Source organism: Thauera sp. 2A1 (genome assembly GCF_009469595.2).
GTDB lineage: Bacteria > Pseudomonadota > Gammaproteobacteria > Burkholderiales > Rhodocyclaceae > Thauera.
Genome location: NZ_SSXV01000020.1, coordinates 60,926 through 85,894, shown reverse-complemented (window position 1 = coordinate 85,894; position 24,969 = coordinate 60,926). Strand labels below are relative to the sequence as shown.

At 67.7% G+C, this 24,969-nt stretch carries 25 protein-coding genes; 15 read left to right on the top strand and 10 right to left on the bottom strand.

Going from position 1 to position 24,969, the window contains the following annotated elements; translation table 11 throughout:
* Nucleotides 1–9 precede the first annotated feature (9 nt).
* From GH664_RS23890 to GH664_RS16790, 5 genes are all read left to right on the top strand, one after another.
* Complete coding sequence (locus GH664_RS23890; RefSeq protein ID WP_308445465.1) at nt 10–723, top strand: hypothetical protein; 714 nt, start codon at nt 10–12, stop codon at nt 721–723.
* A gap of 67 nt (nt 724–790) precedes the next feature.
* On the top strand, nt 791–1,045 hold the full coding sequence (locus tag GH664_RS16805) for a type II toxin-antitoxin system HicA family toxin (RefSeq protein ID WP_153169219.1): 255 nt from the start codon (nt 791–793) through the stop codon (nt 1,043–1,045).
* Complete coding sequence (locus GH664_RS16800) at nt 1,042–1,389, top strand: type II toxin-antitoxin system HicB family antitoxin (protein WP_153169218.1); 348 nt, start codon at nt 1,042–1,044, stop codon at nt 1,387–1,389. The genes GH664_RS16805 and GH664_RS16800 overlap by 4 nt, the downstream gene beginning before the upstream one ends.
* 296 nt (nt 1,390–1,685) lie before the next feature.
* The gene (locus GH664_RS16795; RefSeq protein ID WP_153169217.1) at nt 1,686–1,967 is read left to right on the top strand and encodes a type II toxin-antitoxin system RelE/ParE family toxin; all 282 of its coding nucleotides are present in this window, start codon (nt 1,686–1,688) and stop codon (nt 1,965–1,967) included.
* Nucleotides 1,968–1,981: 14 nt separating this feature from the next.
* A complete protein-coding gene (locus GH664_RS16790; protein WP_153169216.1) occupies nt 1,982–2,431 on the top strand; it encodes a HigA family addiction module antitoxin in 450 nt (149 codons plus the stop codon).
* A 124-nt stretch (nt 2,432–2,555) separates the two neighbouring features.
* Here the strand turns inward: GH664_RS16790 and GH664_RS16785 are convergent, their stop codons facing one another.
* Together GH664_RS16785 and GH664_RS16780 are read right to left on the bottom strand one after the other, a co-directional pair.
* The gene (locus GH664_RS16785; protein WP_153169215.1) at nt 2,556–2,840 is read right to left on the bottom strand and encodes a type II toxin-antitoxin system RelE/ParE family toxin; all 285 of its coding nucleotides are present in this window, start codon (nt 2,838–2,840) and stop codon (nt 2,556–2,558) included.
* A 2-nt stretch (nt 2,841–2,842) separates the two neighbouring features.
* Nucleotides 2,843–3,157 (bottom strand): type II toxin-antitoxin system Phd/YefM family antitoxin, encoded by a 315-nt coding sequence (locus GH664_RS16780; RefSeq protein WP_153169214.1) that lies wholly within the window; start codon nt 3,155–3,157, stop codon nt 2,843–2,845.
* Nucleotides 3,158–3,518: 361 nt separating this feature from the next.
* Between GH664_RS16780 and GH664_RS16775 the strand changes: the two genes are divergently transcribed.
* Both GH664_RS16775 and gorA read left to right on the top strand, forming a co-directional pair.
* Nucleotides 3,519–4,217, top strand: a complete 699-nt coding sequence (locus GH664_RS16775) for a DUF1345 domain-containing protein (protein ID WP_153169213.1) — start codon at nt 3,519–3,521, stop codon at nt 4,215–4,217.
* A gap of 427 nt (nt 4,218–4,644) precedes the next feature.
* A complete protein-coding gene (gene gorA / locus GH664_RS16770) occupies nt 4,645–6,021 on the top strand; it encodes a glutathione-disulfide reductase (protein ID WP_153169212.1) in 1,377 nt (458 codons plus the stop codon).
* Nucleotides 6,022–6,141: 120 nt separating this feature from the next.
* On the opposite strand, the gene GH664_RS16765 is transcribed toward gorA, so the two are convergent.
* Nucleotides 6,142–7,032 carry a LysR family transcriptional regulator gene (locus GH664_RS16765; RefSeq protein ID WP_153169211.1) on the bottom strand — a complete coding sequence of 297 codons (891 nt, stop codon included), beginning with the start codon at nt 7,030–7,032 and terminating at the stop codon, nt 6,142–6,144.
* Between the two features lie 126 nt (nt 7,033–7,158).
* Between GH664_RS16765 and GH664_RS16760 the strand changes: the two genes are divergently transcribed.
* From GH664_RS16760 to GH664_RS16750, 3 genes are all read left to right on the top strand, one after another.
* Nucleotides 7,159–7,716: a YceI family protein gene (locus GH664_RS16760; RefSeq protein WP_153169210.1), complete on the top strand. Its 558-nt coding sequence runs from the start codon at nt 7,159–7,161 to the stop codon at nt 7,714–7,716.
* A gap of 57 nt (nt 7,717–7,773) precedes the next feature.
* Complete coding sequence (locus tag GH664_RS16755) at nt 7,774–8,352, top strand: YceI family protein (protein WP_153169209.1); 579 nt, start codon at nt 7,774–7,776, stop codon at nt 8,350–8,352.
* Between the two features lie 75 nt (nt 8,353–8,427).
* The gene (locus GH664_RS16750) at nt 8,428–9,147 is read left to right on the top strand and encodes a pirin family protein (RefSeq protein ID WP_153169208.1); all 720 of its coding nucleotides are present in this window, start codon (nt 8,428–8,430) and stop codon (nt 9,145–9,147) included.
* A 254-nt stretch (nt 9,148–9,401) separates the two neighbouring features.
* Here the strand turns inward: GH664_RS16750 and GH664_RS16745 are convergent, their stop codons facing one another.
* The gene (locus GH664_RS16745) at nt 9,402–9,812 is read right to left on the bottom strand and encodes a DoxX family protein (protein WP_153169207.1); all 411 of its coding nucleotides are present in this window, start codon (nt 9,810–9,812) and stop codon (nt 9,402–9,404) included.
* 223 nt (nt 9,813–10,035) lie between these two features.
* On the opposite strand from GH664_RS16745, the gene GH664_RS23940 reads away from it, so the two are divergent.
* Complete coding sequence (locus GH664_RS23940; protein ID WP_368857358.1) at nt 10,036–10,308, top strand: CHRD domain-containing protein; 273 nt, start codon at nt 10,036–10,038, stop codon at nt 10,306–10,308.
* Here GH664_RS23940 and GH664_RS16740 read toward each other — a convergent pair.
* Nucleotides 10,212–11,537: an MFS transporter gene (locus GH664_RS16740; protein WP_153169206.1), complete on the bottom strand. Its 1,326-nt coding sequence runs from the start codon at nt 11,535–11,537 to the stop codon at nt 10,212–10,214. The two genes, GH664_RS23940 and GH664_RS16740, sit on opposite strands and share 97 nt — an antisense overlap.
* Nucleotides 11,538–11,779: 242 nt before the next feature.
* Here GH664_RS16740 and GH664_RS16735 point away from each other — a divergent pair, with 242 nt between their 5' ends.
* The 3 genes from GH664_RS16735 to GH664_RS16725 are packed head-to-tail and all read left to right on the top strand — an operon-like array spanning nt 11,780 to nt 15,073.
* Nucleotides 11,780–13,114, top strand: coding sequence for a selenium-binding protein SBP56-related protein (locus tag GH664_RS16735; RefSeq protein ID WP_153169205.1), 1,335 nt, complete (start codon nt 11,780–11,782; stop codon nt 13,112–13,114).
* Nucleotides 13,115–13,173: 59 nt separating this feature from the next.
* Entirely contained in the window at nt 13,174–13,875 is a 702-nt protein-coding gene (locus GH664_RS16730) for an SCO family protein (protein ID WP_228111582.1), read from the top strand.
* A complete protein-coding gene (locus tag GH664_RS16725) occupies nt 13,835–15,073 on the top strand; it encodes a cytochrome-c peroxidase (protein WP_153169204.1) in 1,239 nt (412 codons plus the stop codon). The genes GH664_RS16730 and GH664_RS16725 overlap by 41 nt, the downstream gene beginning before the upstream one ends.
* Before the next feature lie 27 nt (nt 15,074–15,100).
* Here GH664_RS16725 and GH664_RS16720 read toward each other — a convergent pair whose 3' ends face one another.
* The 3 genes from GH664_RS16720 to GH664_RS16710 all read right to left on the bottom strand — a co-directional run bounded on the left by GH664_RS16720 (nt 15,101) and on the right by GH664_RS16710 (nt 18,285).
* Nucleotides 15,101–15,571, bottom strand: coding sequence for a MarR family winged helix-turn-helix transcriptional regulator (locus GH664_RS16720; RefSeq protein ID WP_153169203.1), 471 nt, complete (start codon nt 15,569–15,571; stop codon nt 15,101–15,103).
* A 130-nt stretch (nt 15,572–15,701) separates the two neighbouring features.
* Nucleotides 15,702–16,895: a Bcr/CflA family efflux MFS transporter gene (locus tag GH664_RS16715; protein ID WP_153169202.1), complete on the bottom strand. Its 1,194-nt coding sequence runs from the start codon at nt 16,893–16,895 to the stop codon at nt 15,702–15,704.
* Nucleotides 16,896–17,109: 214 nt separating this feature from the next.
* A complete protein-coding gene (locus GH664_RS16710; RefSeq protein WP_153169201.1) occupies nt 17,110–18,285 on the bottom strand; it encodes an MFS transporter in 1,176 nt (391 codons plus the stop codon).
* A 224-nt stretch (nt 18,286–18,509) separates the two neighbouring features.
* On the opposite strand from GH664_RS16710, the gene GH664_RS16705 reads away from it, so the two are divergent.
* Entirely contained in the window at nt 18,510–20,315 is a 1,806-nt protein-coding gene (locus GH664_RS16705) for a hypothetical protein (protein ID WP_153169200.1), read from the top strand.
* A 106-nt stretch (nt 20,316–20,421) separates the two neighbouring features.
* On the opposite strand, the gene GH664_RS16700 is transcribed toward GH664_RS16705, so the two are convergent.
* Together GH664_RS16700 and GH664_RS16695 are read right to left on the bottom strand one after the other, a co-directional pair.
* Entirely contained in the window at nt 20,422–21,402 is a 981-nt protein-coding gene (locus tag GH664_RS16700; protein WP_153169199.1) for a hypothetical protein, read from the bottom strand.
* A gap of 132 nt (nt 21,403–21,534) precedes the next feature.
* Entirely contained in the window at nt 21,535–24,966 is a 3,432-nt protein-coding gene (locus tag GH664_RS16695; protein ID WP_153169198.1) for a PAS domain S-box protein, read from the bottom strand.
* Between the last annotated feature and the right edge of the window lie 3 nt (nt 24,967–24,969).

The following is a 24,969-nucleotide window of genomic DNA, read 5'->3' as shown; positions in this document are numbered from 1 at the left end:
CTCACCGGCATGTACAACGTGCTCGAAAAGCTGCGCCACGGCGAGGCGCTGAACGCGAAGGAAAAGACGATCCATGAACAGGGCCTGGTGTCGGTGCTGCGCGAACTGCACGACCGCCTCGACGCCGCGGTCCTCGCCGCCTACGGCTGGTCCGACCTCGCCCCTGCCCTGGTCGGCCGCCCCGGCGCCACCCTGCCGCTGGCCGACAAGGCCCCCGAGCAGGCCGCCGCCGAAGAGGAACTGCTGTCGCGCCTGGTCGCGCTCAACGCCGAACGCGCCGCCGAAGAAGCCCGCGGCCACATCCGCTGGCTGCGCCCCGAATTCCAGAACCCCGGCGCGGCCACTGCCCCCGGCACCGACACGGCCCCCGTAGGGCGGGTTTCAACCCGCCAACCCACGCTGGACATCGCGCACGATGACGCCACGACGGGCGGCGATGGCGGGCTGAAGCCCGCCCTACGGGGCGACGCCGGCGACGGCGAGGACGTGGCGCCCGCCCCGCGCGGCGCCGCCAAGGCGGCGAAAACCCCCTGGCCCAAAACCCTGCCCGAACAAGTTCAAGCCCTGCGCGCCCAGCTCGCCGCCGCCCCCGCCCCGATCACCGCCGAAGCCCTCGCCCGCCGCTACACCGGCGCCCGCGCCACGCGCGTAGCCGAAGTACTGGACACGCTGGTGGCACTGGGCCAGGCGCGGCGCGACGGCGAGACGGGGTACGCCGCGTGAGCGCTCAAGGGCGCCAGGCAATGCCAACTTGACCTTTTCTTGATACCGTTTTTTGCTACCATAACTCATGAGACGCAAGCATCAGCGCACCCTGGAACTGATCTTCGCCCGGCCTGTCTCGGGAAATGTCCGTTGGACAGACATCGAGGCGCTGCTGAGAGAGCTTGGTGCGGAAATCGCGGAACGCGAGGGATCTCGGGTAGAGGTTTTTCTTTTCGGCCTCGTCCGGGTGTTTCATCGCCCTCACCCGTCGTCGGACACCGACAAGGGTGCCGTTGCAGCAATTCGAAAATGGCTCGAGGAAAATGGAGTGAAGCCATGAACACGATGATGATCGACGGCTATCAGGCGGTTATCGCGTACGACCCGGAGATTCAGATGTTCCGCGGTGAGTTCGTCAGCCTGAATGGCGGAGCCGACTTCTACGCCGCAGACGTGGAGGGTTTGCAGCGCGAGGGCGCGATCTCTCTGCGCGTGTTCCTCGACGCCTGCGAACGCCGGGGTATCGAACCGCAGCGGCAGTTCTCGGGCAAGTTTTCCTTACGGCTGGATCCGGAAACCCACGAGGCAGCCTCAATTGCCGCCGCAGCGCACGGACAAAGCCTTAATCAGTGGGTGACCGAAGCCATCCGACAAGCTGCGCTGGCCGAACTGGATGGTCGCTGACGGCAGCAGATGACTCATCACATGGGTTACGTCGCCGTCCCCTCTCTTGGGACGGCGAGCCACGACTGAGGGGGCCCGCGCCAAGCTCTGCCCCATTGCCATCCCAGTTGCGCTGGCCGTTGATGCGGAGCGCGGCGTAGGCGCTGCGGTAGACGTCAAGGTGTGAGCGCGGCGCGCACGGCTGAAGCATAGTCCGGAATCGCAGCCGCATCGGCCTCGACTGACAGCCTTGTAGTCGGGGGTGGTGGAACTTTACTAACGCTTGCAGATACTAACGACCGTCGTTACCATCAACCATGATCCATTCGTTCGGTGACAAGGACACTGCAGCCATCTTCGCCGGATTTCAAGTCCGCCGCCTGCCCGTCGAGATCCAGTCTGTTGCGCGGCGCAAGTTGAAGCAGATCGATGCCGCGACCCAGCTCGATTCATTGCGGATTCCGCCCGGCAACCGGCTCGAGGCGCTGCGCGGCGATCGCACGGGGTGTCATTCGATCCGGATCAACGATCAGTGGCGCATCGTGTTCCGATGGAATGACGGACAAGCGTTCGACGTGGTGCTCGTCGATTACCACTGACCTGGAGAAGTTCAATGACCATCGATCGCGACGACCTACCCGGCCTCGACCTGTCGGACGTGAGCACGGGCGAGCGCCTGCCCGCCGTCCACCCAGGTGAAGTACTGCTGCACGACTTCATCGAAACGCTGGGCATCACGCGCTATCGGGTGGCGAAGGCCATCGGCGTGCCGCAGCGACGCATCGACGAAATTTGCATGGGCACACGCGGCATCACGGCCGACACGGCGCTTCGCCTTGGTCGCTTCTTCCGCATGGAGGCTGCGTTCTGGATGAATCTGCAAAACCAGTACGACCTTGAAACCACTGCAGCCGAACTCGGTGCTCGGCTTGATGCCGAGGTTTCGCCGCTGTCGTCGACCGCCAAACCCCGGTACGCCCAGTACGCCTTGCCCCGGTCCGGCGAACCCTTGATCGCCGCCGAGCCGGGTGACGGCGATCGGCCACAGAAGGCTCGCGCTTGAAGGCCGCCGCAAGCCGCGCGTATCCTCGACGGGTGAGCGCGGCGCGAAACCGGTAGGGACGCGCCCCTGTGACCGACGATGGCGACTCCTCCCGCGATCGGACTCGCCCGCGAGCAATCGTCCGCTAGCTTGGAAACTTGCGAGCCGTGTGCACGACGTTCAACACGACAACCCCGTCCGCCGAAACTTTCACGAAGACGACATAGGGCAGACGCCGGACCACGAGCTCGCGCGCGCCGGGCACGCGGTCGCTCGCACGGATTCGCTCGGGAAATGTTCGCAGGGCTTCGACTTCCGCGACGATCCTGTGCTGAACCGCGGCAGCGGTGGCCGGGCCCGCTTGATGGTAGTAGTAGGCGAGGATTTCCTCGAGGTCGTCGAGCGCCTCTTCAGTCCAGACGATCCGCATCCTTACGCGGTCTTGCCGGACGTACGGGCGCGCAGCCGTTCACGCAACTGCGCCATCGCATCATCGTGGCCGTGAACACGGGCTTCCCCGGAATTGACCCGCGCAAGCGTGGCCGACACCTTATCGAAAAGCCAGCCGTCGTAGCCGGGGTCCTTGTCGAGCAGGAACTCCGGAAGCAGCGTATCGGCCGCATCCTCGATGGAGATCATGATCCCGACGGGGCGGTCGTTCCGGGTCACGACGACAGGCTCCCGCCGCGCAGCATCGAGAAACTCTCCAAACCGGTTCTTGGCGTCGCGCGCCGACATGACTTTCATGACCATTCCCCTGGGGCTCGTTTGATGATGTCCATTGTAGCCACTTTGGACATCTCGGCCACCCCGGCGACGACACGCAGGCATTCGGCGTCGTAGTGCCGGACATGCCCGCCTGTTTCTTTGCGATCGCAAACGCACACGAGGCCATCGACTACACTGAATCCCGTGAGCGCGGTGCGAAACCGGTAGGGACGCGCCCCGATGACCGGCGATAGCTACTCTTAGGCAGCCGATCAAGGCCGAAGTGTTGAGAAGCCGCGCTCACCCATCGACGTCGGGACGGCGGGTGCCGGTCCCAAGCTGCTTGGGGGAAAGCCGGCCGCTTGGCCGGCAACACGCTTCGCACATCCACAGGACCGCCATGCCGCAACCCGTCTCCCATCCCCTGTATGGCCTGCACTGGTCGGTGCGGCTGAGCGCGCTGCAGCGGCAGGGCCTGGCGCTCGTCGCCGCAGCGCTCGCCATGCTGGCGGTCACGCGCGGCGCGCTGCCCAGCGATGAGTTTCCCTGGCTGGTCGGCTGGCTGGCCTACAGCGGGATGTACTTCGGCATCACCTGGCACTGGATCGCCGGCCTGGACGCGCAGGCGACGCGCCGCCGCGCGCAGTGGATCGACCCGGGCGCAGCGGCGCTGTTCGTGTTCGCCACCGTCGCGGCCTGCGCCAGCGTCATCGCCGTGGCGCAGGCGGTCGGCACCAGCCGCGCGTTGCACGGAATGGTCCGCTGGGGCTACCTCGCACTGTCGATGGCATCGCTGGCGTCGGCCTGGCTGCTGCTGCAGACGGTGTTCGCGCTGCATTACGCGCATGTCTACTACGGCCTGCGCGACGAGGAACACGAACCCCGCCGCGGCCTGCTGTTCCCCGGCGACAAGGAGCCGGACTACCTGGACTTCCTCTACTTCTCGCTCGTCATCGGCATGACGTCGCAGGTGTCGGACGTGGCCGTCGCCAACCGCCATCTGCGGCGCCTGACGCTGACGCACGGGGTGCTGTCCTTCGCGTTCAACCTCGTCGTGCTGGCCCTCGCGGTAAATGTGTTCGCCGGCAGCCTCGCCTGATGTCGAGAAGGGAGACGACCCGCACTTCGCCACGCTGCCGTCGCAGCCAGCTTCGCCACCTGCGCCGGCGATGGGTCGCCCTGCCGCGCCAGTCGCTATGCGAGACAAGCGCTGACATCGCGGCGCCGTTCGGCATAGACTGCGGGCGGTGCGCGCCGCGCGAATCAGGTAGGGACGCGCCCCTTCGACCGGAGTTAGGGATTCCGAGGCAGCCGATACATGCCGGAAAATGAGACCGGCGCGCACCCCTGGTGTGGCGGGCAAGCACAAGCGTCGGTGGATGGCCGACCGGTTTCCCGGCCGGCCCGTGGATGGTTGGTGTGGTCCATGCCCCGCCCACGCTGGCACCCCACTCTGACAGCCGGCTATCGGTCATGGGCCCAGCCGGTTTCGCGCATCCACGGCTGGAGTGTAAAGGAGACCCCGAGTGAGCGAGCAATTCGATCTGATCGTCATCGGCGCCGGTTCCGGCGGTGTGGCGGCGTCGCGGCGGGCGGCGGCACATGGCGCGCGCGTGCTGATCGCCGAGGCCGACCGCGTCGGCGGCACCTGCGTGATCCGCGGCTGCGTGCCGAAGAAGCTGATGATGTACGCCGCCGGGTACGCCCAGGCGCTGCAGGAGGCGTCAGGCTACGGCTGGACCGACGTCAGCGGCCGCTTCGAGATGTCGCGCTGGGCGGACGCCAAGGCGCGCGAGATCGATCGCCTGGAAGGCATCTACCGCAAGATGCTGGCCGACGGCGGCGTCGAGCTGGCACTCGGCCGCGCCCGCTTGCTGGCCCCCGATACGGTCGACATCGACGGGCGCACGCTGCGCGCGGGTCGCATCCTGATCGCCACCGGCGGCGCGCCGGCGCACGACGCCCTGCCCGGGCTCGAGCTGGCGATGACGTCCAACGACGTGCTGAACCTGCGCGAGGTGCCAAAGTCGCTGCTCGTCATCGGCGGCGGCTACATCGCCATGGAGTTCGCCAGCATCCTGGCGGGGCTGGGGTCGAAGGTCACCGTCGCCTACCGCGCCACCCATCCGCTGCGCGGCTTCGATACCGACCTGCGCACGCGGCTGGCGCAGGCGCTCGAAGCGCGCGGCATCACGCTGGCAGCCGGCGTGGGGCTGAAGGCACTGCAGCGCGGCGAGTCGGGCTTTGCGCTGCAGCGTGCCGATGGCTCGGTGCTGACCGCCGACGCCGCGCTCAACGCCACCGGCCGGCGACCGAACACCGCGGGCCTGGGGCTGGAGGAAGCGGGTGTGCGCCTCACCGCCGGCGGCGCCGTCGCGGTGGATGCCGACAGCCGCAGCAGCGCGCCCGGCATCTGGGCGATCGGTGACGTGACCGACCGCGTCAACCTGACGCCGGTGGCCATCGCCGAAGGCCGCGCCTTCGCCGACACCGAGTTCGGCGGCAGGCACGTCCGGGTTGACCATCGCACCGTGGCCAGCGCGGTGTTCACCGATCCGCCGATCGCCACGGTCGGCCTGTCGGAGGCCGACGCCATGAAGCTCGGTCCGGTGGATGTGTACGAGGCGGACTTCCGGCCGATGAAGACGGCCTTCGCCGGCAGCGACGCGCGCAGCTACATGAAACTGGTGGTCGACGGCCTCAGCGAGCGTGTGCTGGGCATCCACATGATCGGTGCCGACGCCCCGGAAATCGTGCAGAGCCTTGCCGTCGCCATGACCTGCGGCGCCACCAAGCGCGATTTCGATCGCACCCTCGCCGTCCATCCGACGGCGGCCGAGGAATTCGTGCTGATGCGCCAGCCGTCGCGATCGGTGGGGCCGGTCTCGTCACCTATCAACTGAGGCGCAGGCCGCCCGACGGCATGGCCGCTCCGCCGCATCGGCCGCAGATTCGGCTGGTCTGGCGCCCACGCGGCGCCGCCGTGACGCAGCCGGCCAGGCGGCGCACGGCCACCAGCGCGTTCAGGCGCCCTGCCCCAGTGCAGCGGCGAGGAAGTCGATAAGCGCCCGCACGCGATGCGGCAGGTAGCGGTTGCTCGGCAGCATCGCATAGATGCCCAGCGGCGGCGGCTCGAAGCGCTCGAGCACGGGTTCGAGCGCGCCGCTGGCCAGGTAGTCCGCCACGATGAAATCCGGCTGCAGCGTGATGCCCAGCCCCTGCGCGGCGGCTTCGGCCAGCGCATCGCCGTTGTTGGCCTGCAGGCGGAAGGGCAGGTAGATGTTCTCCGTCTGGCCGTCGATCTGGAAGGTCAACGGGCGGTTGTTCGCCTTTGGTGAGTAGCCCAGGCAGGCGTGCGCCGACAACTCGGACGGATCCGCCGGGCGCCCGTGCTGCGCCAGATAGGCGGGCGCCGCGACCGCCAGCAGGCGCATTTCGCTGAGCTTGCGCGCGACATCGCCCGGATCGAGCCGTGGCGTGATGCGGACGGACAGATCGACGCCTTCGTCGATCAGATTGACGTGGCGATCGGTGAAATCCAGCGCAAGGCTGATGTCGGGGTAGCGCTTGAGAAAGTCCGGCAGCAAGGGCGCGATGCGCTTGAGGCCGAAACTCAGCGGCAGGCTGACGCGCAGGTTGCCGCGCGGGGTCAGCCGCTCTTCCATCACGTCGGCCTCGGCCGCGTCGATCAGGTCCAGGATGGTGCGGCATTTCTGCAGGTAGCTCGTTCCTGCCGTGGTCAGCGTCAGTTGCCGCGTCGTGCGCACCATCAGTTTCACGCCCAGATGCTCCTCGAGCGCCGCGATCTGGCGCGTCACCACCGAGCGCGCCACACCGAGCTGGTTGGCCACGGCCGCAAAGCTGCCCAGATCGGCCACCCGCACGAACAGATTCATCGCATCCAGTCGGTTCATTGTTGCTTTTGTGGCAATGGTGATTTGCCGATTGTGGCCTATTTCGCTCCGCTTCGGCGGACTAAAGTACGCCCATCGCAATCGCACGGATCGCGGTCCGCACAGGCCGCCAGAGGACAAACCATCATGAAACGCATCGCGCTCGCACTTCTCTCGACACTCGCCCTTGCCGGCGGCGCCCACGCCGTGGAATACAGCCAGGTCCAGGCGGACAAGAGCCAGATCGCCTTCGGCTATCAGCAGATGGGCGTGTCCATGGACGGCCGGTTCAAGAAATTCGCCAGCCAGCTCAGGTTCGACCCGGCAGCGCCGACTGCGGCCCGGGCCGCGATCGATGTCGACCTGGCCAGCGTCGATACCGGCAGTTCGGAGGGCGACGCCGAGGTGGCGGCCAAGACCTGGTTCAACACCAAGGCCTTCCCCACCGCCCGCTTCGAATCGACCGCCGTCAAGGCCCTGGGCGGCAACAAGTACGAAGTGGCCGGCAAGCTGACGATCAAGGGCACGACCAAGGACGTCGTGGTGCCCGCCACCTTCACGCCGCAGGGCAACGCCGGCGTGTTCGACGGCAGCCTGACCATCAAGCGCGGCGATTTCTCGATCGGCGAAGGCGCCTGGAAGGCCTTCGACATCGTCGCCAATGACGTGGTGATCAAGTTCCGCATCGCCGCTGCAGCCAAGTAAAAACCCTCCCTCAAACCCCCAACCCGCTCCACTTCTTCATCCAAAGAGGACAAATCCATGAACCGCATCGCCAAACTCTCCGCCGCCCTCATCATCGCCGCCGCTGCCGCCACACCGGCGTTCGCTGCACCGGAAACCTACTCGGTCGACGGCACCCACACCTTCCCGCGCTTCTCGTACAGCCATTTCGGCATGTCGACGCAGTTGTCGAAGTTCGACAAGACCACCGGCACCGTCGTGCTGGACAAGGCGGCCAAGACCGGTTCGGTCGACATCACGATCGACATGAAGTCGGTCAACACCGGCTACGACACCTTCAACGAGCACATCCAGGGCGAGGACTTCCTCGACACCGCCAAGTACCCGACCGCCACCTTCAAGTCGACCAAGGTGAACTTCGCCGGCGACAAGCCGGCGAGCATCGACGGCAACCTGACGATCAAGGGCGTAACCAAGCCGGTGACGCTGAAAGTCACCAACTTCATCAACATGCCGCACCCGATGCTGAAGAAGGACGCCATCGGCGCCGACGCCACCGTCGTGATCAAGCGCACCGAGTTCAACGCCGGCAAGTACGCGCCGCACGTGGGCGACGACGTGACCATCACCGTGTCGCTGGAAGCGATCAAGGGCTGAGGCCCGAGGCTGGGCGGGCGCCCTGCGGGGATGCCTGCCCGACAAGCAAACGCAAACCGCGAGGAGGATGCGCACATGATGGAACTCAGACCGGCCGCCGCACGCGGTCTTGCGAATTTCGGCTGGCTACATTCGCTGCACAGCTTCTCCTTCGGCAGCTACTACGACCCCGAACACATGGGGTTCTCCGACCTGCTCGTGATCAACGAGGACCACGTGCGCCCCGGTCGCGGCTTCGACACCCATGGCCACCGCGACATGGAGATCTTCTCGTACGTCCTCGACGGCGCGCTCGAGCACAGGGATTCCATGGGTACCGGCTCGGTGATCCGTCCGGGCGATGTGCAGATGATGAGCGCCGGCACCGGCGTGCGTCACAGCGAATACAACGCCTCGCGCAACGGTCTCGTGCATTTCCTGCAGATATGGATCGTACCCGACCGCAAGGGTGTCGAGCCGCGCTACCAGCAGCGGCACTTCGCCCCGGCCGACAAGCGCGGCCGGCTGCGGCTGATCATCTCACCCGACGGCGCCGACAATTCGCTGTCGGTGTATCAGGACACCCGTGTGTATGCCGGACTGTTCGATGGCGACGAAGTCCAGCGCTTCGAGATGCCGGCCAACCGTTTCGCCTATGTCCACGTCGCGCGCGGTTCCCTCGACGTCGGCGGGCAGCGCCTCGTCGCCGGCGACGCGCTCAAGCTGCGCAATCCGCGCACCATCGACTTCGCCAACGGCGATCGGGCCGAAGTGCTGCTGTTCGACCTGCGGCCCAACGAGACGCCGCATTACTGATCCACGCCGCACCCGCCGTGATGGCGTGTCCGAGGCTGCCCGACGGCTGCTCGCCGCTGGCTGGCTGTCGGCGCATCCGCTGCAGGGCGTCCATGAAGCGTGGCTGGCGCGTTTCCGAATACGGCACACCGACGATGATCATGCCGTGGTGCAGCAGGGTGGTGTGGAAGCTCGTGAACAGGGCGCTTCCTGCCGTCCGCACGGCGCTGTTGACGGCGTCGCACCGACGTCAGCCGATCTCGTTCCGGCTCGCTTCAAACGTTTGACTTGCCACCCAGACTCGCCGGCCCGGGCCCCAGGGCGGCGAGGATGAGCAGGCCGCCGGCCGCAGCCATGTTCTTCATGAACAGCAGTTGCTGGACCATCTGCTGGTCCGCCGGCAGCGACCAGTAGCGGTGGAACATGAGGCTCGCCACGACGGTGAATACGGCCAATCCCAGCGCTGCCCAGCGTGCGAGGAATCCGCTTGCGACGGCGAGGCCGCCAAAAAGTTCGATCAGTCCGACCAGCACCGCCAGCGCCGGGAGAGCCGGCAACCCGGCGCTACCCATGTAGGCGGCCGTCCCACCGACGTTGGTCAGCTTGCCGACGCCGGCCAGCACGAACATCAGCGCAAGCAGAATCCGTCCCACGACAGTCATCGGGGTTCTGAGTGAATCGAGCATTACAGTCTCCTGGACAGGAATGGTCTTCTTGTTGAACCGCCGCGAACGAACTCGGCACAGGTCGCTTCTGGCCATTGGTGAGCGTACCCGTACTGCCAATCGTCAGCTTCGCGTGTGATTCGCATTCTCGAATGCTTCATGCACATTAGGAAGGCAGCTTCTGAAAGGCAAGCAGGTACGGATTGGTAAGCCCTGAAGGGAACGATGAAGTTAAACAGCGAGCCTGAGCCCGGAAGCGCCGGGCGCGACCAGCACAGGCTCCGTCGACTTCAACATCCACACGACCGCCTTCCCGGCCGGCGAGATTCGCGGCTTCCTGCAGCGCTCGACCGTTCCCGAGCCTGGCTGCCTCGCGCTGCCTGGCATCGGTCTCGCCGGCCGCGCGCCTGCCGGGGCGCGTCAGTCCAGATCGGCGCCCGCCCGCTCCTTGGCGAAGGAGATCGCCAGCAGCGAGATCAGGCCGCAGACGATTATGAAGATGCCCACCGGCACATAGCTGGCATAGGCCGCAAGCAGGGCGGTGGCGATCAGCGGCGCGGGGCCGCCGACCAGCGCCGCGCCGATCTGGTAGCCGAGCGAGGCGCCGGTGTAGCGCACGTCGGCGGTGTAGCTCTCGGCGAAGAAGGTGCCCAGCACGGCGCCGTACATGGACCAGATGACGCCGAAGCCGACGACGGTGGCGATGGTCAGCAGCAGCGGATCCTTCTGGTTCACCATCCACAGGAAGGGGAGGATGTAGATCATCACCAGCACGGTGCCGACGGCGAACAGCTTCTTGCGGCCGATGCGGTCCGACAGCGCGCCCATGAACAGCATCACCGGGATCGCCACGAGGGCGGCGACCAGCACCGCATTGAGCGCCTGCGCCCGCGTGTAGCCGAGCGACACCGCGTACGACACGGTGAAGGTGGCGAACAGGAAGAAGGTGGAGGTCTCGATGAACTTGGCGCCGATGGTGACCAGCACCGCCCGGCCGTGCTTGCTCAGCGTCTCGGCGATCGGCAGCTTGGCGGTGTGGCCGCCGGCGCGCACCTTCTGGAACGACGGCGTCTCATCGACCGCCTTGCGCACCCACAGGCCGAACAGCACCAGCAGGATCGACAGCAGGAAGGGAATGCGCCAGCCCCACGACAGGAACTGCTCCTCGGTCAGGATGGCGTTCATGCCGGCGACGGTGAAGTTGCCCAGCGCGAGGCCGATCAGCGCCCCCACCTGCGGCACGGCACCGTAGAAGCCCCGCTTGGCCTTGGGCGCGTATTCCACCGCCAGCAGCAGGCCGCCGCCCCATTCGCCGCCCAGTGCCAGGCCCTGGATCAGGCGCAGCAGGGTGAGCAGGACGCCGGCCCACACGCCGATGGCGGCATGATCGGGCAGCAGACCCATACACGCGGTGGACGCGCCCATCAGCGACAGCGTCATCACCAGGGTCTTCTTGCGTCCGATCCTGTCGCCGATGTGGCTGAACAGGATGCCGCCCAGCGGACGCACGACGAAGGCGAGCGCAAACGAGGCCAGGGACAGCAGGGTTTCGGTGGTCTTGTCTGCCGACGGAAAGAACAGGCGGCCGAAGATGATGCTGGCCATGGTGCCGTACAGGAAGTAGTCGTACCACTCCACCGCACTGCCGATGGCGCTGCCCGCCAGCGCGCGCATGCGGGTGCGCTGGCCGATGTCTTCGGCCGACGTGATCGGTAGGGCGCTGGCGCCTGCGGAGGCTTGATTCATTGGTTTTCCTCGAGTGTCGGGTGCGGCGGGAAATCGCCGGCGTTTGAATCGGCAGAACCTGCGCGACCCAATCCTGTTTGTCGAGATTATAAATAAATCTCGACAAACTCGTGAGCGGCATTGACACCCGGCGCAAGGGCTTCTACGGTCAAAGCACGACCGCCTGGCCATGCCTTGCGGATAGCAGATCCCGTCTCCACGCATGGCTGGCGTTTTGATCCCGACAGAGAAGGAGACGTGCAATGAAGAAGTTGCCTACCCCGACGGCACTGGCAACGTCGATGCTGCTGGCGCTGTTCGCGACGACGCCGGTTGCCGCCGACGAAACCTGCAACTCGCCCTACCTGAGCACCCTGATCAAGGGCCAGGAAGATTTTGTCCATGTATGGACGCTGGGCGTGAAGGGCATGGGCGACGAATCCGACAAGTTGGTGACCGTCGACGTGAATCCGAAGTCGAAGGACTACGGCAAGGTGGTCCACACGCTGAGCGTGGGCGGGCGTGGCGAAGCGCACCACGGCGGCTTCACCGACGATCGCCGCTACCTGTGGGCGGGCCGGCTGGACGACAACAAGATCTTCGTCTTCGACATCGGCAGCAACCCTGGCAAGCCAAGGCTGGTGCGCACGATCGTCGACTTCGCCGACAGGACCGGCTTCGTCGGCCCCCACACCTTCTACGCCCTGCCCGGCCGCATGCTGGTGCAGGGGCTGTCGAACACGCAGGACCACGGCGGACGCACCGGCATGGCCGTGTACAACAACAAGGGCGAATTCGTCGCCAAGTACGACATGCCCACCGGCGCGCACAACGGCGTGGCGGCGGACGGCTATGGCTACGATATCGGCATCAACCCGCAGAAGAACGCGCTACTCACCTCCAGCTTCACCGGCTGGAACAACTACATGATGGATTTCGGCAAGCTGGTTCAGGATGCCGAGGCGATGAAGCGCTTCGGCAACACCATGGTGATGTGGAACCTCAAGGCGATGAAGCCGGAGAAGGTGATGAGCGTACCGGGCTCGCCGCTGGAGATCCGCTGGTCGCTGAAGGCCGGCGACAACTGGGCCATCACCGCCACGGCGCTGACCTCCAAACTGGTACTGGTGAAGCAGGACGCCGCCGGAGAATGGCAGGCCAGGGCCGTGGCCGACGTCGGCGACCCGTCGACGATCCCGCTGCCGGTGGACATTTCCATCACCGCCGACGCGAAGGGCCTGTGGGTGAACACCTTCATGGACGGCAAGGCGCGCTACTTCGACCTCACCAACCCGGAAGCGCCGGTGCAGACCTACGAGAAGGTGATCGGCAGGCAGGTGAACATGGTGAGCCAGAGCTGGGACGGCAAGCGGGTGTATTTTACCAGCAGCCTGCTGGGCAACTGGGACAAGCGAGGCGCCGACGACGAACAGTTCCTGAAGCTGTATCACTGGGACGGCAAGGCGCTGACCGAGCAGTTTGCGATCGATTTCTACAAGCTGAACCTCGGCCGCGCGCACCACATGAAATTCTCGGCCAGGACGGACACGCGTGCGTCGGTCGAGGACGCGCCGCGGGTCGCGTCGATGCGGCAGTGAGCAATGGCCACAGCGCGATCGGGCGGCAATCGGGTGGCCGGAACGCGAAGATTCCGCGCATGATCGGGGTTCCACGGCGCACGCCGTGTGCGCTGCTGCTAGCGGCGTGCACGCTGTCGTTCGCCCCGTTCGGCCATGGTGCAGCCTCGCCCGAAATGGCGCCGAAAGCGCCAGTGCAGGACTTCGTTGCACCGCCGCCGGGCAGCTATGGCCTGCCGCCGATCCAGCGCGTGCCGGAAGGGCTGGTGCTGGACATCGACGGCCGACGCCAGGCGTTCTCGCGCTTCACCACCGGACGGGTCACGCTGTTGTGCTTCATGTACACCTATTGCGTCGATCCCATCGGCTGCCCGCTGGCCTTCGAGACAATGACGACACTGCGCCGACGTCTGCTCGAGAATCCCGAGCGAGCACGCCAGGTGCGGCTGGTGAGCCTGTCCTTCGATCCGACCAACGACGACCCGGCAGCGATGAAGCGCTACGCCGGCGCCCTGGCCGATCCGGCCAGTCCGCTGCGCTGGCACTTCCTGACGACGCGTTCGGTGACGGAACTGAAGCCGCTGCTGGACGATCTCGGCCAGGACGTGGCGGTGGAGCTCGACGAGCACGGGCGCCCCACGCGCGTGCTGAACCACACGCTGAAGCTGTTCCTGATCGACGCCCGCGGGCGCGTGCGCGAGATCTACACCAGCGCCTTCCTGCTGCCCGAGGTGATGCTCAATGACATCGAGACGCTGCTGCTGGAGACGGCCGATCGCTGAGCTGGGGCTGCTCGGCGCCCTGCTGTGCTCCTCCGCTGCCGCGCCTGCGCAAGCGCCGCGCGCGGCGCAAGCGGCGTCGATTGCCGTGCCGCTCGGCCTGCCGCCTCTGCCCTACCCCGCGCACAATCCGCCCACCGCAGCGAAGATCGAACTCGGCCGCAAGCTGTTCTTCGACCGGCGGCTGTCCTTCAACGGCACGATGTCGTGCGCGATGTGCCACGTGCCGGAGCAGGGCTTCACGTCGAACGAGTTGCGCACCCCGGTGGGCAACGAAGGCGCCAGCGTGCGCCGCAACGCCCCCACGCTGCTCGATGTCGCCTACCATCCGCGCCTGTTCCACGACGGCCGCGACGGGGCGCTCGAAACCCAGGTGTGGGGCCCGCTGCTGGCACCCGACGAGATGGCCAACCCTTCCATCGGCCATGTGCTGGACCATCTGCGCGCCCTGCCCGACTATGCCGGCCGCTTCGAGGCCGCCTTCGCCGGACGCAGTGCCAGCGCCGACACCGTGGGCGAAGCGCTGGCCAGCTTCGAGCGCACGCTGCTGTCGGGCGATTCGCGCTTCGACCGCTACCGCTACGCAGGCGCCCCCGATGCGCTGAGCGCCGAAGAGAAACTGGGGTACGCCGTGTTCACCGGCAAGGGCCGCTGCGCCACCTGCCACCTGATCGGCGAGCGCAGCGCGCTGTTTTCCGATTTCCGCTACCACAACACCGGCATCGGTTGGCTGCGCGACCAACCGGCACGGCAAGTCGAAATCGAGCTTGCGCCCGGTGTCAGCGCTCCAATGAATGCCGCGACCCTGCGCAGCATCGGCGCACCGCCGCGCAGCGACCTCGGTCGCTTCGAGATCACCCGCGACCCGGCCGATCGCTGGGCCTTCAAGACGCCCATGCTGCGCGACGTCGCCCGCACCGCGCCCTACATGCACGACGGCTCGCTGCCCACGCTCGAGGCGGTGGTGGAGTTCTATGACCGCGGCGGCGGCGGCGCGCCGGAACAGAGTCCGCTGATCGCCCCGCTCGGCTTGAGCGCGGCAGAAAGGGCGGCGCTCGTTGCCTTTCTGAGAGCGCTCGACGGCCGCAACCGGATCGACGGCAATCTTCAATGCGAAGGGAACAACCGTCCGTCGCCGGACGCGCACCGCAACTGGGTACGGGGCCAGACGGCCGGCCAGTGCGACGGCTTCGAAGGCTGACCACCGCACCCAAGCGCGCCGACGATCTCAGTCGTCGGTGAAGTTCTTGAAGATCACCTGCAGGGTCTCGGTGAACTTGGCGAGTTGCGCCTCGGTGAGGCCCTGGTAGCCCTTCGCGAAGACCTTGCGCGTCGCCTGCTGGATGCGGTCGGCGAGTTCCTCGCCCTTGGGCGTGATGGACACGTCGGTGATGCGCGCGTCCTCATCATTGGTGCGCGTCTCGACCAGGGCCTCTTCGCGCATGCGCTGGATGATGCGTGTCAGCGTAGATAGCTTGATGACGGAATGGGTCGACAGCTCCGACACGCTCACCGTGCCGTGCAGGCGCAGCATCATCAGCACGCGCCGGGTCGGGATATCGGTACCCAGCTTCTTCAACACACGCTCCATCTCGAGCGCATAGGTGGCATGTACCCGCGCGAGCCAGTAGAAGGGGAAATCCTCGTAGCGGAAAGATTCGCTGTCGGGCAGGAAGCGGTTGGTTTTTCTCGTGGTCATGGTGGCGTCGGTCGTTGGCGCGTCTGGTTGCCGCGAAGCGGCACAGCCTGCTTAATCATTTCAATGTGGAAGTATATCCCTACGCTCCCGCCGCCGAGCACACCACCCCGGCCGCATGCGCTTGCGCGCCTCAGCGCGATGCCGCCCGGGGGCCAGTGCGCTGCACCAGGATCCACGCCACCAGCGCCACCGTGACACTCCAGAACGCCATGCCCTCGATCAACGGCGCCGCCGTGCCGTCCATGTGCGCTCCCATCCAACTGCCGGCACCGAACGCCACCACCATCATCAGGAAGCCGGCCAAGGCCGAAGCGGCGCCGGCGGCGCCGGGAAAGGGGCCGATCGCCCCGCTCTGCCCGCAGGGCTGGTGGATGCCGTGGCCCAGCATGTAGATCCACGCCGGCGCCATCACCGCCCACGGGCTGTTCACGCCCGCCAGCAGCAGCGCAACCATCAGCCCGCCGCCGCACAGGGACAGCAGCCCGCCCACCCGCACCGCGCCCTGCACGCCGATGCGCAGCAACATGCGCCGGCACAGCATGGTGCCGGTGATGTAGAAGGCCGACAGCGACAGCAGCACCATGCCGTAGGCCGTCGACGAAAAGCCGAACAGCTTGATGAAGACGAAGGAAGATGAAGCCAGAAAGCTGAACAGCCCACCGAACGAAGCGGAGGACAGCAGCGTGAAGGCCCAGAAGGTGCCGTTGCCCAGGATGTGGCCCACAGTGCCTGCCAGCAAGGCCGGCCGCAGCGCTTCGGGATTCCGCTCCTGCAGTGTCTCGTCGAAATGGCGCGCGATCACGAACAGCGTGGCCGCCCCGAACAGCACCAGCGACATCAGCGCGGCGCGCCACCCTAACAACTCAGCGACCAGGCCGCCCAGCGGCGGGCTCAGGCAGGCGGCCACGCCCAGCCCCGACAGGCCCTTGCTCATCGCACGCGCGCCCTGCTCCGGTGCATAGAGGTCGCGCACGATGGCACGCGCACACACGGTGCCCGCGCCCATGCAGGCGCCCTGCACGGTGCGCCACACCACCAGCGCCTCGATCGACGCGGCCAGCGCGCTGCCGACCGCCGCCAGCGTGTAGCCGGCCAGTCCGACCAGCAGCACCTTGCGCCGCCCCACCGCGTCCGACACCGGCCCCCACACCAGTTGTGACAGGCCGAAAGCGAGCAGCAGCGCGGTGAGCGTCAGTTGCGCGCGCGCCGGCACGGTGCCGAAAGCCTCGGTCAGGGCGGGCAGCGCCGGCAGGTAAAGATCGGTGGTGATCGGCTGCAGGCCGAGCAGCAGGGACAGGATCAGGATGACGAGGGGCGACGACATGGGCGGACTGCGGCACGAATACGGCTAGTGATTTTATTCGCACCGCTCACATCAATAAACCGGCACTCCCTTGATTGTTCGTTTCGCAAGAATTGACAAATGGAGGCGGGAGATCGGCCGCCCGGCGTGCCTCGGGCTTGCCGGCCCGTCGCGCCAGCCAGGCAACGATCGTCGTGGCGCGCTCGCCACCGGTTCCGCAACGCGCTGAACGCAGTCAGCCGGCCGGGGCCTCGCCGCGGCGCCACAGCGGCATCAGGCCCAGCAGGCCGAACAGCGGACCGGGCAGCAGCAGCCAGGCGATGTGCGCGTGCCAGTCGCCGATCCAGCGCGTACCGAGCTGGATCGACACCATGGTGATGGCAAAGCCGATCGCGTTCTGCAGGGCGAGTGCGCTGCCGACGAGTTCGGGCGGGCTGGCGCGCGCCGACAGCGCCGAGAAATGCGGCGAATCGGCCACCACGCTGGCACCCCACGCCAGCAGCAGCGCGAGCTTCAGCCAACCGGGCAGATCGACCGCCAGCGGAAACAGCGCGCAGCACGCCGCCGACAGCGCCAGCGCGATCGCCGCGACACGCGCGCTGCCGATGCGGTGGCTCAGGCGCCCGCCGGCGATGCAGCCCAGCGCGCCGATGCCGACGATGGCGAACGACAGCCCGGACAGCGCCGCGCTGCCGGGCGCGGCCAGCCCGCTGCCCGCCACCAGGGCCGGCACCAGCGTCCAGAAGGCATACAACTCCCACTGGTGGCCGAAATAGCCCAGCGCAGAGGCGCGGAAGGCGGGGATCGAGAAGCTGTAAAGCACCCGCCCGAGGTGCAGCGTGGCGGCGCCGGCGCGGCGCGCCAGGTGCGGCCCGTCGCCGAGGCGGAACACCATGGCCGCTGCCGCCAGCGCGAGGCCCGACGACACCAGGATCGTCACCTGCCACGGCAGCCCGCCGCCGGCCACGCGGATGCCGTGCGGCAGCGCCGAACCCAGGGTCAGCATGCCCACCAGCCACGCCAGCGCCGCCCCGGCGCGCTCCGGTACCCAGGTCACCACCAGCTTCATGCCCAGCGGATAGACGCCCGCCAGGCACAGGCCGACGGCAAAGCGCAGCGGCACGCCCGTCGCCAGGTCGTGGGCGAACAGCGCGAAAGCCGCATTGCCGAGCGCGCCCAGCGCCGCGCACACGGCAAAGATGCGGCTGGCGGCGAAGCGGTCCGCGAGGCCGGAAAAGGCGAAGGCCAGTGTGCCGAGGATGAAGCCCAGTTGCACCGCGTTGGTCATCGTGCCGATATCGGCCGGCGCGATGCCCCAGTTGCGGATCAGGTCGTCGGCCGCACTGTTGGCCGAGAACCACAGCGAGGTGCCGAACAACTGCGCGATGACGATGACGACGACGGGTTGCATGGGAAGCGGGACTTGGCTGCGATGTACCCGTCCCCCGGCGAGGGACCCTCGGCGAGAGTCTAACGCGAGCCTGTCGACTCGGCTCGATCCAGGCATCCTGGAGCCGACCGGGGAACGGCGCCGCATGCCCGGGACATCGGCTGGCAGGGCGCCGGACCGCATGCCAAGATGAATGCATCGTTTCGGTCGCCGACAAGGGGCGCGCACCCATGAGGAGCAAGGGCATGCTTGGCTACTTTCCGATCCTGGTGCTTGCCGCGCTCCTCATCATGGTCGTCATCGGCCGCCTCGGCCTCGTGGACCGGACGCCGGACGAGCGAGTCACGCCCGAGATGCACGAGCCGGGAGGCCATCTACCAGGCCGCGCGCCCCTGTATGTCGTCGTGCATGGGCTGGATCAGGGCAAGGACTGGCCCCAGATCCGGTCCGCGCTGTCGCCTCGCGGCACGGTGCTGACCCTGCGCTACCGGGCGACCCTCCTTGCCGGCGTTCCACTGCTCAACCGCCTGCCCCTGTACGCCAATGCCGACCCGCGCAAGCTCGCAGCGAACGTGAGCGCGGAGATCGGCAGGCATTTCGACCCTCGACGGCACACCGGAGTCGTGCTCATCGGCCAGAGTCTCGGCGCGCTGATCGTCCGCCAGGCCTACCTGCAGGGGACGCACGACGGCGCAAGGTGGCCGGAAGCAGTGTCGCGCATGGTGCTGCTGGCGGGAATGAACCGGGGCTGGGACATTTCAAAACACAAGCCTGCGGACATGAGCGGGGGACGCTGGGTGGCCTTCTGGTCCGGCTCCTGGTTCGGCCGGCTCACCGGCACCGGGAAGCTGATCATGGCGGCCGAGACGGGAGCGCCCTTCGTCGCCAACCTGCGCCTGGAGTGGATGCGGCATTTCCAGTCTGCATCGGCGAAGCCGATCGAGATCGTGCAACTGCTCGGCGACATCGACGACGTCGTGAGCGATGCCGACAACAAGGACCTCCGCGCGATGGCCTCGGCGAACTTCGCCTGGCTTCGCGTGCGCGGAACGGGCCATGCGGACATCTCGAATTTTTCCGATCCGACCGCCTACGGCGAGCTGAAGATGGGGGACTACCGCCGCGACAAATTCCTGCTCGCCGCCACCCGCGACTTCGGGGAGGTGAAGCGCGCAAACGAGGAGCAAGCCTTCAACACCGACGACGACGTCAGCCACATCGTCTTCGTGGTGCATGGGATTCGCGACCGCGGCGAATGGGCCGCCGCCTTCGAGCAAGCCTTGCAGGCGCGCTTCAAGGAACTCGCCGGGGCGCACGAAAAGCTCGTCGTCGCCTCGATCCGGTACGGCTATTTCGGCATGGGCCCCTTCCTTTTCCAGCCAGGACGGGACAAGTACGTCAAGTGGTTCATGGATGAGTACACCGAGACGCTGGCCCGTTACCCGAAAGCCCGGCACGTGCATTTCGTGGGCCACAGCAACGGCACTTACCTGCTCGCCGCGGCCCTCAGGGACTACGGTTCGCTGCAGGTCGATCGCGTCGCGCTCGGCGGCAGCGTCGTGCGCAAACAATACGACTGGCCAGCCGTTTTCAAGAACAGGCAGGTTTCGCGGGTGCTCAACTACGTGGCAGCCGACGACTGGGTGGTTTCGCTGTTTCCGCGCTTCTTCGAGCCGCGATGGATATACGCATTGCTGGACAACGACATCGGCAGCGCCGGGTTCAATGGCTTCGACCACCAGCCGCCAGGCTTCACGGAAGTCAGGTACATCCTGGGCGGCCACGATGCCATGCTGGGTCGCATTCCCGAGATTACGGATTTCCTGCTGAGCCCGAACCCGGATGCATCTGCCTACCCGCGAGACACCGACAGGCCGCGGGCGCGCTACGAAAATGCATCGACCTGGGCCGACTGGCTGCTGATCTGGCCAGCGCTGCTGGCCGTGGTCGCATTCGTCGGCTGGCATGTGGTCGTCTCCGCCAGCGAGCCTCGCTGGCCGTGGCTCGCCCTCTACCTCGGCCTGGTACTGACGATCCTGTTCAAGCTGTGAGCCCGCCGCGGGGATCCGGAGACCGCCCGCCGCCCCGGCACCCGCCCGTGCAGCCCGTGCCAGGCACTGACGGGGCTGCCATGTACACGGACGGGCGAGGCGCCGCCTAGCGGCCGGCCGCCGCAGCGCCGGCCTCGTTCGCGACCGTCGCCTCGCGGCGGCGGAACGACTCGGTGAGGCGACGAAACTCCGCCAGATACTGATCCGCGCTACCGCTGCCGACGAGGCCCTGGAACATGAAGTAGCCGGTACCATCGGGCGCGATGACCTGATAGAAGCGCAGCGGCAAGCCGCTGCGCAGGTCGCTCGCATCGGCCACGATCTCGTAGGCCTCGAGGCCATCCACTTTCAGCCTGCGCCCCTGCATGCCGCGCAGGGCGGAGATCTCCGCGGTCTGTCGTGCGCGCTGCTCGGCAAAGCGCTGCAGATCGCCAATCGCGGCCCCGCCGACGGAGGGCCCGACGACGTACAGGGGTTCCTCCGGCGACGCGCGCGTCATCGTCCCGCCAGGGTTGAGCAGCAGCATGTTGCCCATGCGCCGTGCGACCTTGAGTCGCGAGCCTGCGTCGACCTCGAACGGCAGGCCGGCCCTGGAATCGACCTCGCCGGAGGTCTTCAGCGAAGTGCTCAGAACTGCGCGGCGCACCGCATCACCGAATGCCGCGGGCGCCGCGCGCGGCACGGTGCCGACCACCAGCACGCTCTCGCTGCCATTCGGCGCCAGCAGCATCCACTTGCGGAACTCGATGCCGCCGGCACTCTGGCTCACCTGTGCGAGATGGGCGCGAGTGCCGGCCAACATGACCTCCTGCGCCTCGATGAGCTGCATGCCACGCGACGCCAGCCCTTCGCGGGTGAAGGCGGCGCGCAATTGCGCGTACCCTGCGGGCATCTCGGTGACCATGATCGAGGCGCCCTGCGCAGCGTGCTCGAAGCCTGGAAAACGCCCGGACGGCTTGAAGCCTTCCGGCGGTTGCAGTTCAACGCGCGTGCCCGGGACGGAAACCTGCGCAGCGTCGGCCGCGCCGAGCACGCAAGTCGACGCGACGAGTCCCAGCATGCACACCCAGATCGAAAGCCTTGCCATGCATCCCTCCCTTTCCCGAACCTGTTCAGCATAGCCCGGACGACCGCGAGGTCAATTCCGTCCTGCGCCGGAGGATGCTGCAGGCACAGCGGGCTTCACCGGCGATCGCGTGCGCTCACCTCCGGGGGCCGATCACCGCCAGGGACCGCTCGCCTCCTGCAGCGCGTCGATCTGGCGACCGAGGGTGTCGAGCCGCGCATCGATGTCGTTGGCGCCCTGCTCGATCGCCTGCTCCAGCGCACCGGCCGATTCCATCAGGTCCAGCGCGCAGATGAAGCCCGCATTGCTGCGCAGCGTGTGCATGCGGCGCGCGGCCGCTTCGCGATCGCCGCGGGCGAGATCCTCGCGCGTTTTGGGCACCGCCTCGGCGTTGTCCTCGAAGAACAGCTCCAGCAGGCCGAGGAACATCGCCGGATCCTTGCCCAGGCGCTGCACCACGCGCGCACGGTCGATGCCGGGGATGGCGGGAAAGCCGTCGGTAAGCGCGGCCGTCGTCGCAGCGGCTGCCGGCAGCGGCGCTCCGGCCGACTCGGCCGCCGCCGGCATCGGGCCTGCGGACGCAGTGCCCGCAGCACGCGGGCCGGCATCGAGCCAGCGCGCCAGCACCTGCGCCATCTGCTCGAGGTCCATCGGCTTGGGCAGCACGTCGTTGGCGCCGGCGTCGCGCGCCGCGGCCTGCTGATCCTCGCGCACGCCGGCGGTGAAGGCGATGATGGGCAGCTCGCGCAGGCCGAGCTCGGCGCGGATGAAGCGCATCGCGCTGAGCCCGTCCATCACCGGCATCTGCACGTCCATCAGCACCGCGTCGAAGCCCTGCGACCTCGTCTTCAGCAACTGCACCGCCTGCTGGCCGTCTGCCGCCAGCGTCGCGGTGGCGCCCTCGAGCCTGAGAGCGCGCTCGACCAGGTCCCGGTTCATCGCGCTGTCGTCGACCACCAGCACATGGGCGCCAGCCAGCCGCGGTCCGGCCGACTGTGCCGCCGACCGGACGGGCGCAGGCGGCGCGTCGGCTTCGGCCGCGCGCGCGAACGGCAATTCGAACCAGAACACGCTGCCGTGGCCGAGCTGGCTTTCGGCGCCGATCTCACCCCCCATCAGCTCGACCAGGCGCTTGCAGATCGACAGCCCCAGCCCGGTGCCGCCGTAGCGGCGGCCGATGCCGGCATCGGCCTGGGTGAAGGGCGCGAACAGCCGTTGCAGCGCCTCGGGGGCGATGCCGATGCCGCTGTCGCGCACCTCGAAGCGCAGCCGCACCGCCGACGCGCTGCTGTCGCGCACCTGCACCAGCAGCGCCACTTCGCCCTGCTCGGTGAACTTGATCGCGTTGCCGGTGAGGTTGAACAGCACCTGCTCCAGGCGCAGGCCGTCGCCCACCAGCGGGCCCAACGGCGTGGCCGGCGCGTAGGTGCGCAGCACCAGCCCCTTGGCGCGCGCGGTCTGCCCCATCAGGCTGTCGAGGTTGGCCAGCAGCGCGCCCAGCTCGAACGGGCGCGGCTCGATGCGCAACTGGCCGGCCTCGATCTTGGACAGGTCGAGCACGTCGTTGAGGATGGCCAGCAGCGACTGGCCGGCGCTGCGGATGCGCTCGACCATCTCGCGCTGGTTGTCGGCCAGCGGCTCGCGTTCGAGCACCTGCGCCAGGCCGAGCACCGCATTCATCGGCGTGCGGATCTCGTGGCTCATGTGCGCGAGGAACTCGCTCTTGGCCGCGTTGGCCGCCTCGGCGGTTTCGTAGGCCTGCTGCAGCTCGCGCTCGTGGCGCATGCGCTCGCTGATGTCGCGGGTGACGCCGAGGATCTCGACGAAGCTGCCGTCGGCGCTCAGGATGGGGCTGGCGGTGACGTCCGCCCACACCGTGCTGCCGTCCTTGCAGCAGTGCTCCAGCTCGCCGCGGAAGGTCTCGAGCGCGCCCCCGTTGGCCAGGCTGGCGCGAAGGCTGGCGAGGTAGGCCCGCGCCTTGTTGAGCGAGTCCGGCGTCAGGACCTCGTCCAGCGTCTGCCGCAGCGCCTCGTCGGCGGTGTAGCCGCGCAGGCGCTCGACCGAGGGACTGACGTAGGAGAAGCGGCCGTCCAGGTCCAGCGTGACGATGACGTCGATGGCGTTGTCCGCCAGCAGGCGATGGCGCTCCTCGCTGATGCGCAGGCGCTCCTCCATCTGCTTGCGCGCGGTGATGTCCTCGACGATGCCGAGGTAGCGCGGCGCCTCCTCGGTCTCCACCCGCACCGGCGCGAAGGTGAGGCTGACCCACACGACGCTGCCGTCCGGCCGCAGGTAGCGCTTGTTGATGCGGTAGCCCCCGATCTCGCCCGCGCCCAGGCGCCTGACCTTGTCGCGGCTCTCGTCGACGTCGTCCGGGTGGGTGAAGCCGGCAGGCTCCACGCCGACCAGCTCGGCCGGGCTGCGGCCGACGATGTCGGCGAAGCGCTGGTTCGCCTCGGTGATGCAGCCGCTGCGCGGATCGAGCAGCACCACGCCGAGCGGCGCCTGCTCGAAGATCACGCGGAAGCGCGCCTCGGCCGTCTGGCGCGCCTGCAGCGCGGCGAGTTCGCGGCGCTGGCGGTCGCGGCGCCACAACAGGTAACCGGACGAATAGATCATCAGCAGCACCGTGCCCAGCAGCACGCCCATACCCCAGGTCAGCGTGCGGATGCCGGAATAGGCTTCCAGCTCGTCGATCTCGGCGAGCATGATCCATGGGGTTCCGGCCACCGCCGATGCGTACGCCAGCACCGCCACGCCGCGGTAGTCGCGGCCGCCTTCGATGATGCCGCGCTCGCCCTTCACTGCGCGCGCAGCCGGCAGCGCCGGCGTCCCCAGCGGCTTGACCAGCGCGAGCGCCGCGTCCTGCCGATGGCGCAGCGGCGTCAGGAAGCGCACCGCATCGCCGTCCCGGCGCACGAGATAGGTTTCCGCGGTGCGCGTCGGCACCGGCCAGGAGCCCACCATCGGGTAGAGCAGCGAATCGGCGCGCAAGGCCACGTAGGCCACGCCCTGCGGCGCGCCGCCGACGCTGGCGCGGATCGGCACGAGCACACCATACTGGACGAGGCCGTGCGCATTGCGGTGTAGATCGACGAATTCGAGCCGCGGCCGCCGCATGATGTCGGCGATCACCGCGTCGTGACCGCTCAGCTCGGCATCGCCAGCCATCGCGACGCGCTCACCGCTGCCGTCCAGCACCGCGATGCCGGCCCAGGCGCGCGCCTGCGCCACCGCATTCATGAACCCCTGCATGCGCTCGAGCGCGGCGTCGTCGCGCCGCCCGGTACGCAACCACTGCGCAAAGTCCTGCTCGATGCGCGAGTGGCCGGAAAAGTACAACTGCGCGTCGAGCCTGATCTCGGCCAGCGAAGCTTCGATCGACTGGCGTTTCTGTTCGGCGATGACGGCCAGGGTGCGATGCGTCTCGTGGCGGATCTCGCCCCCGAGGTAGCGATAGGCAGCGGCGCTCAGGGCACCGATCAGCAGCGAGATCAGTAACAGGGGGAGCGCAAGGCGCAGCCACTGGCTCGGAGGCCGGTTGCGCGGCGCCACCGGGCGCAGGTGGACGGAAGCGAACGCCATGGT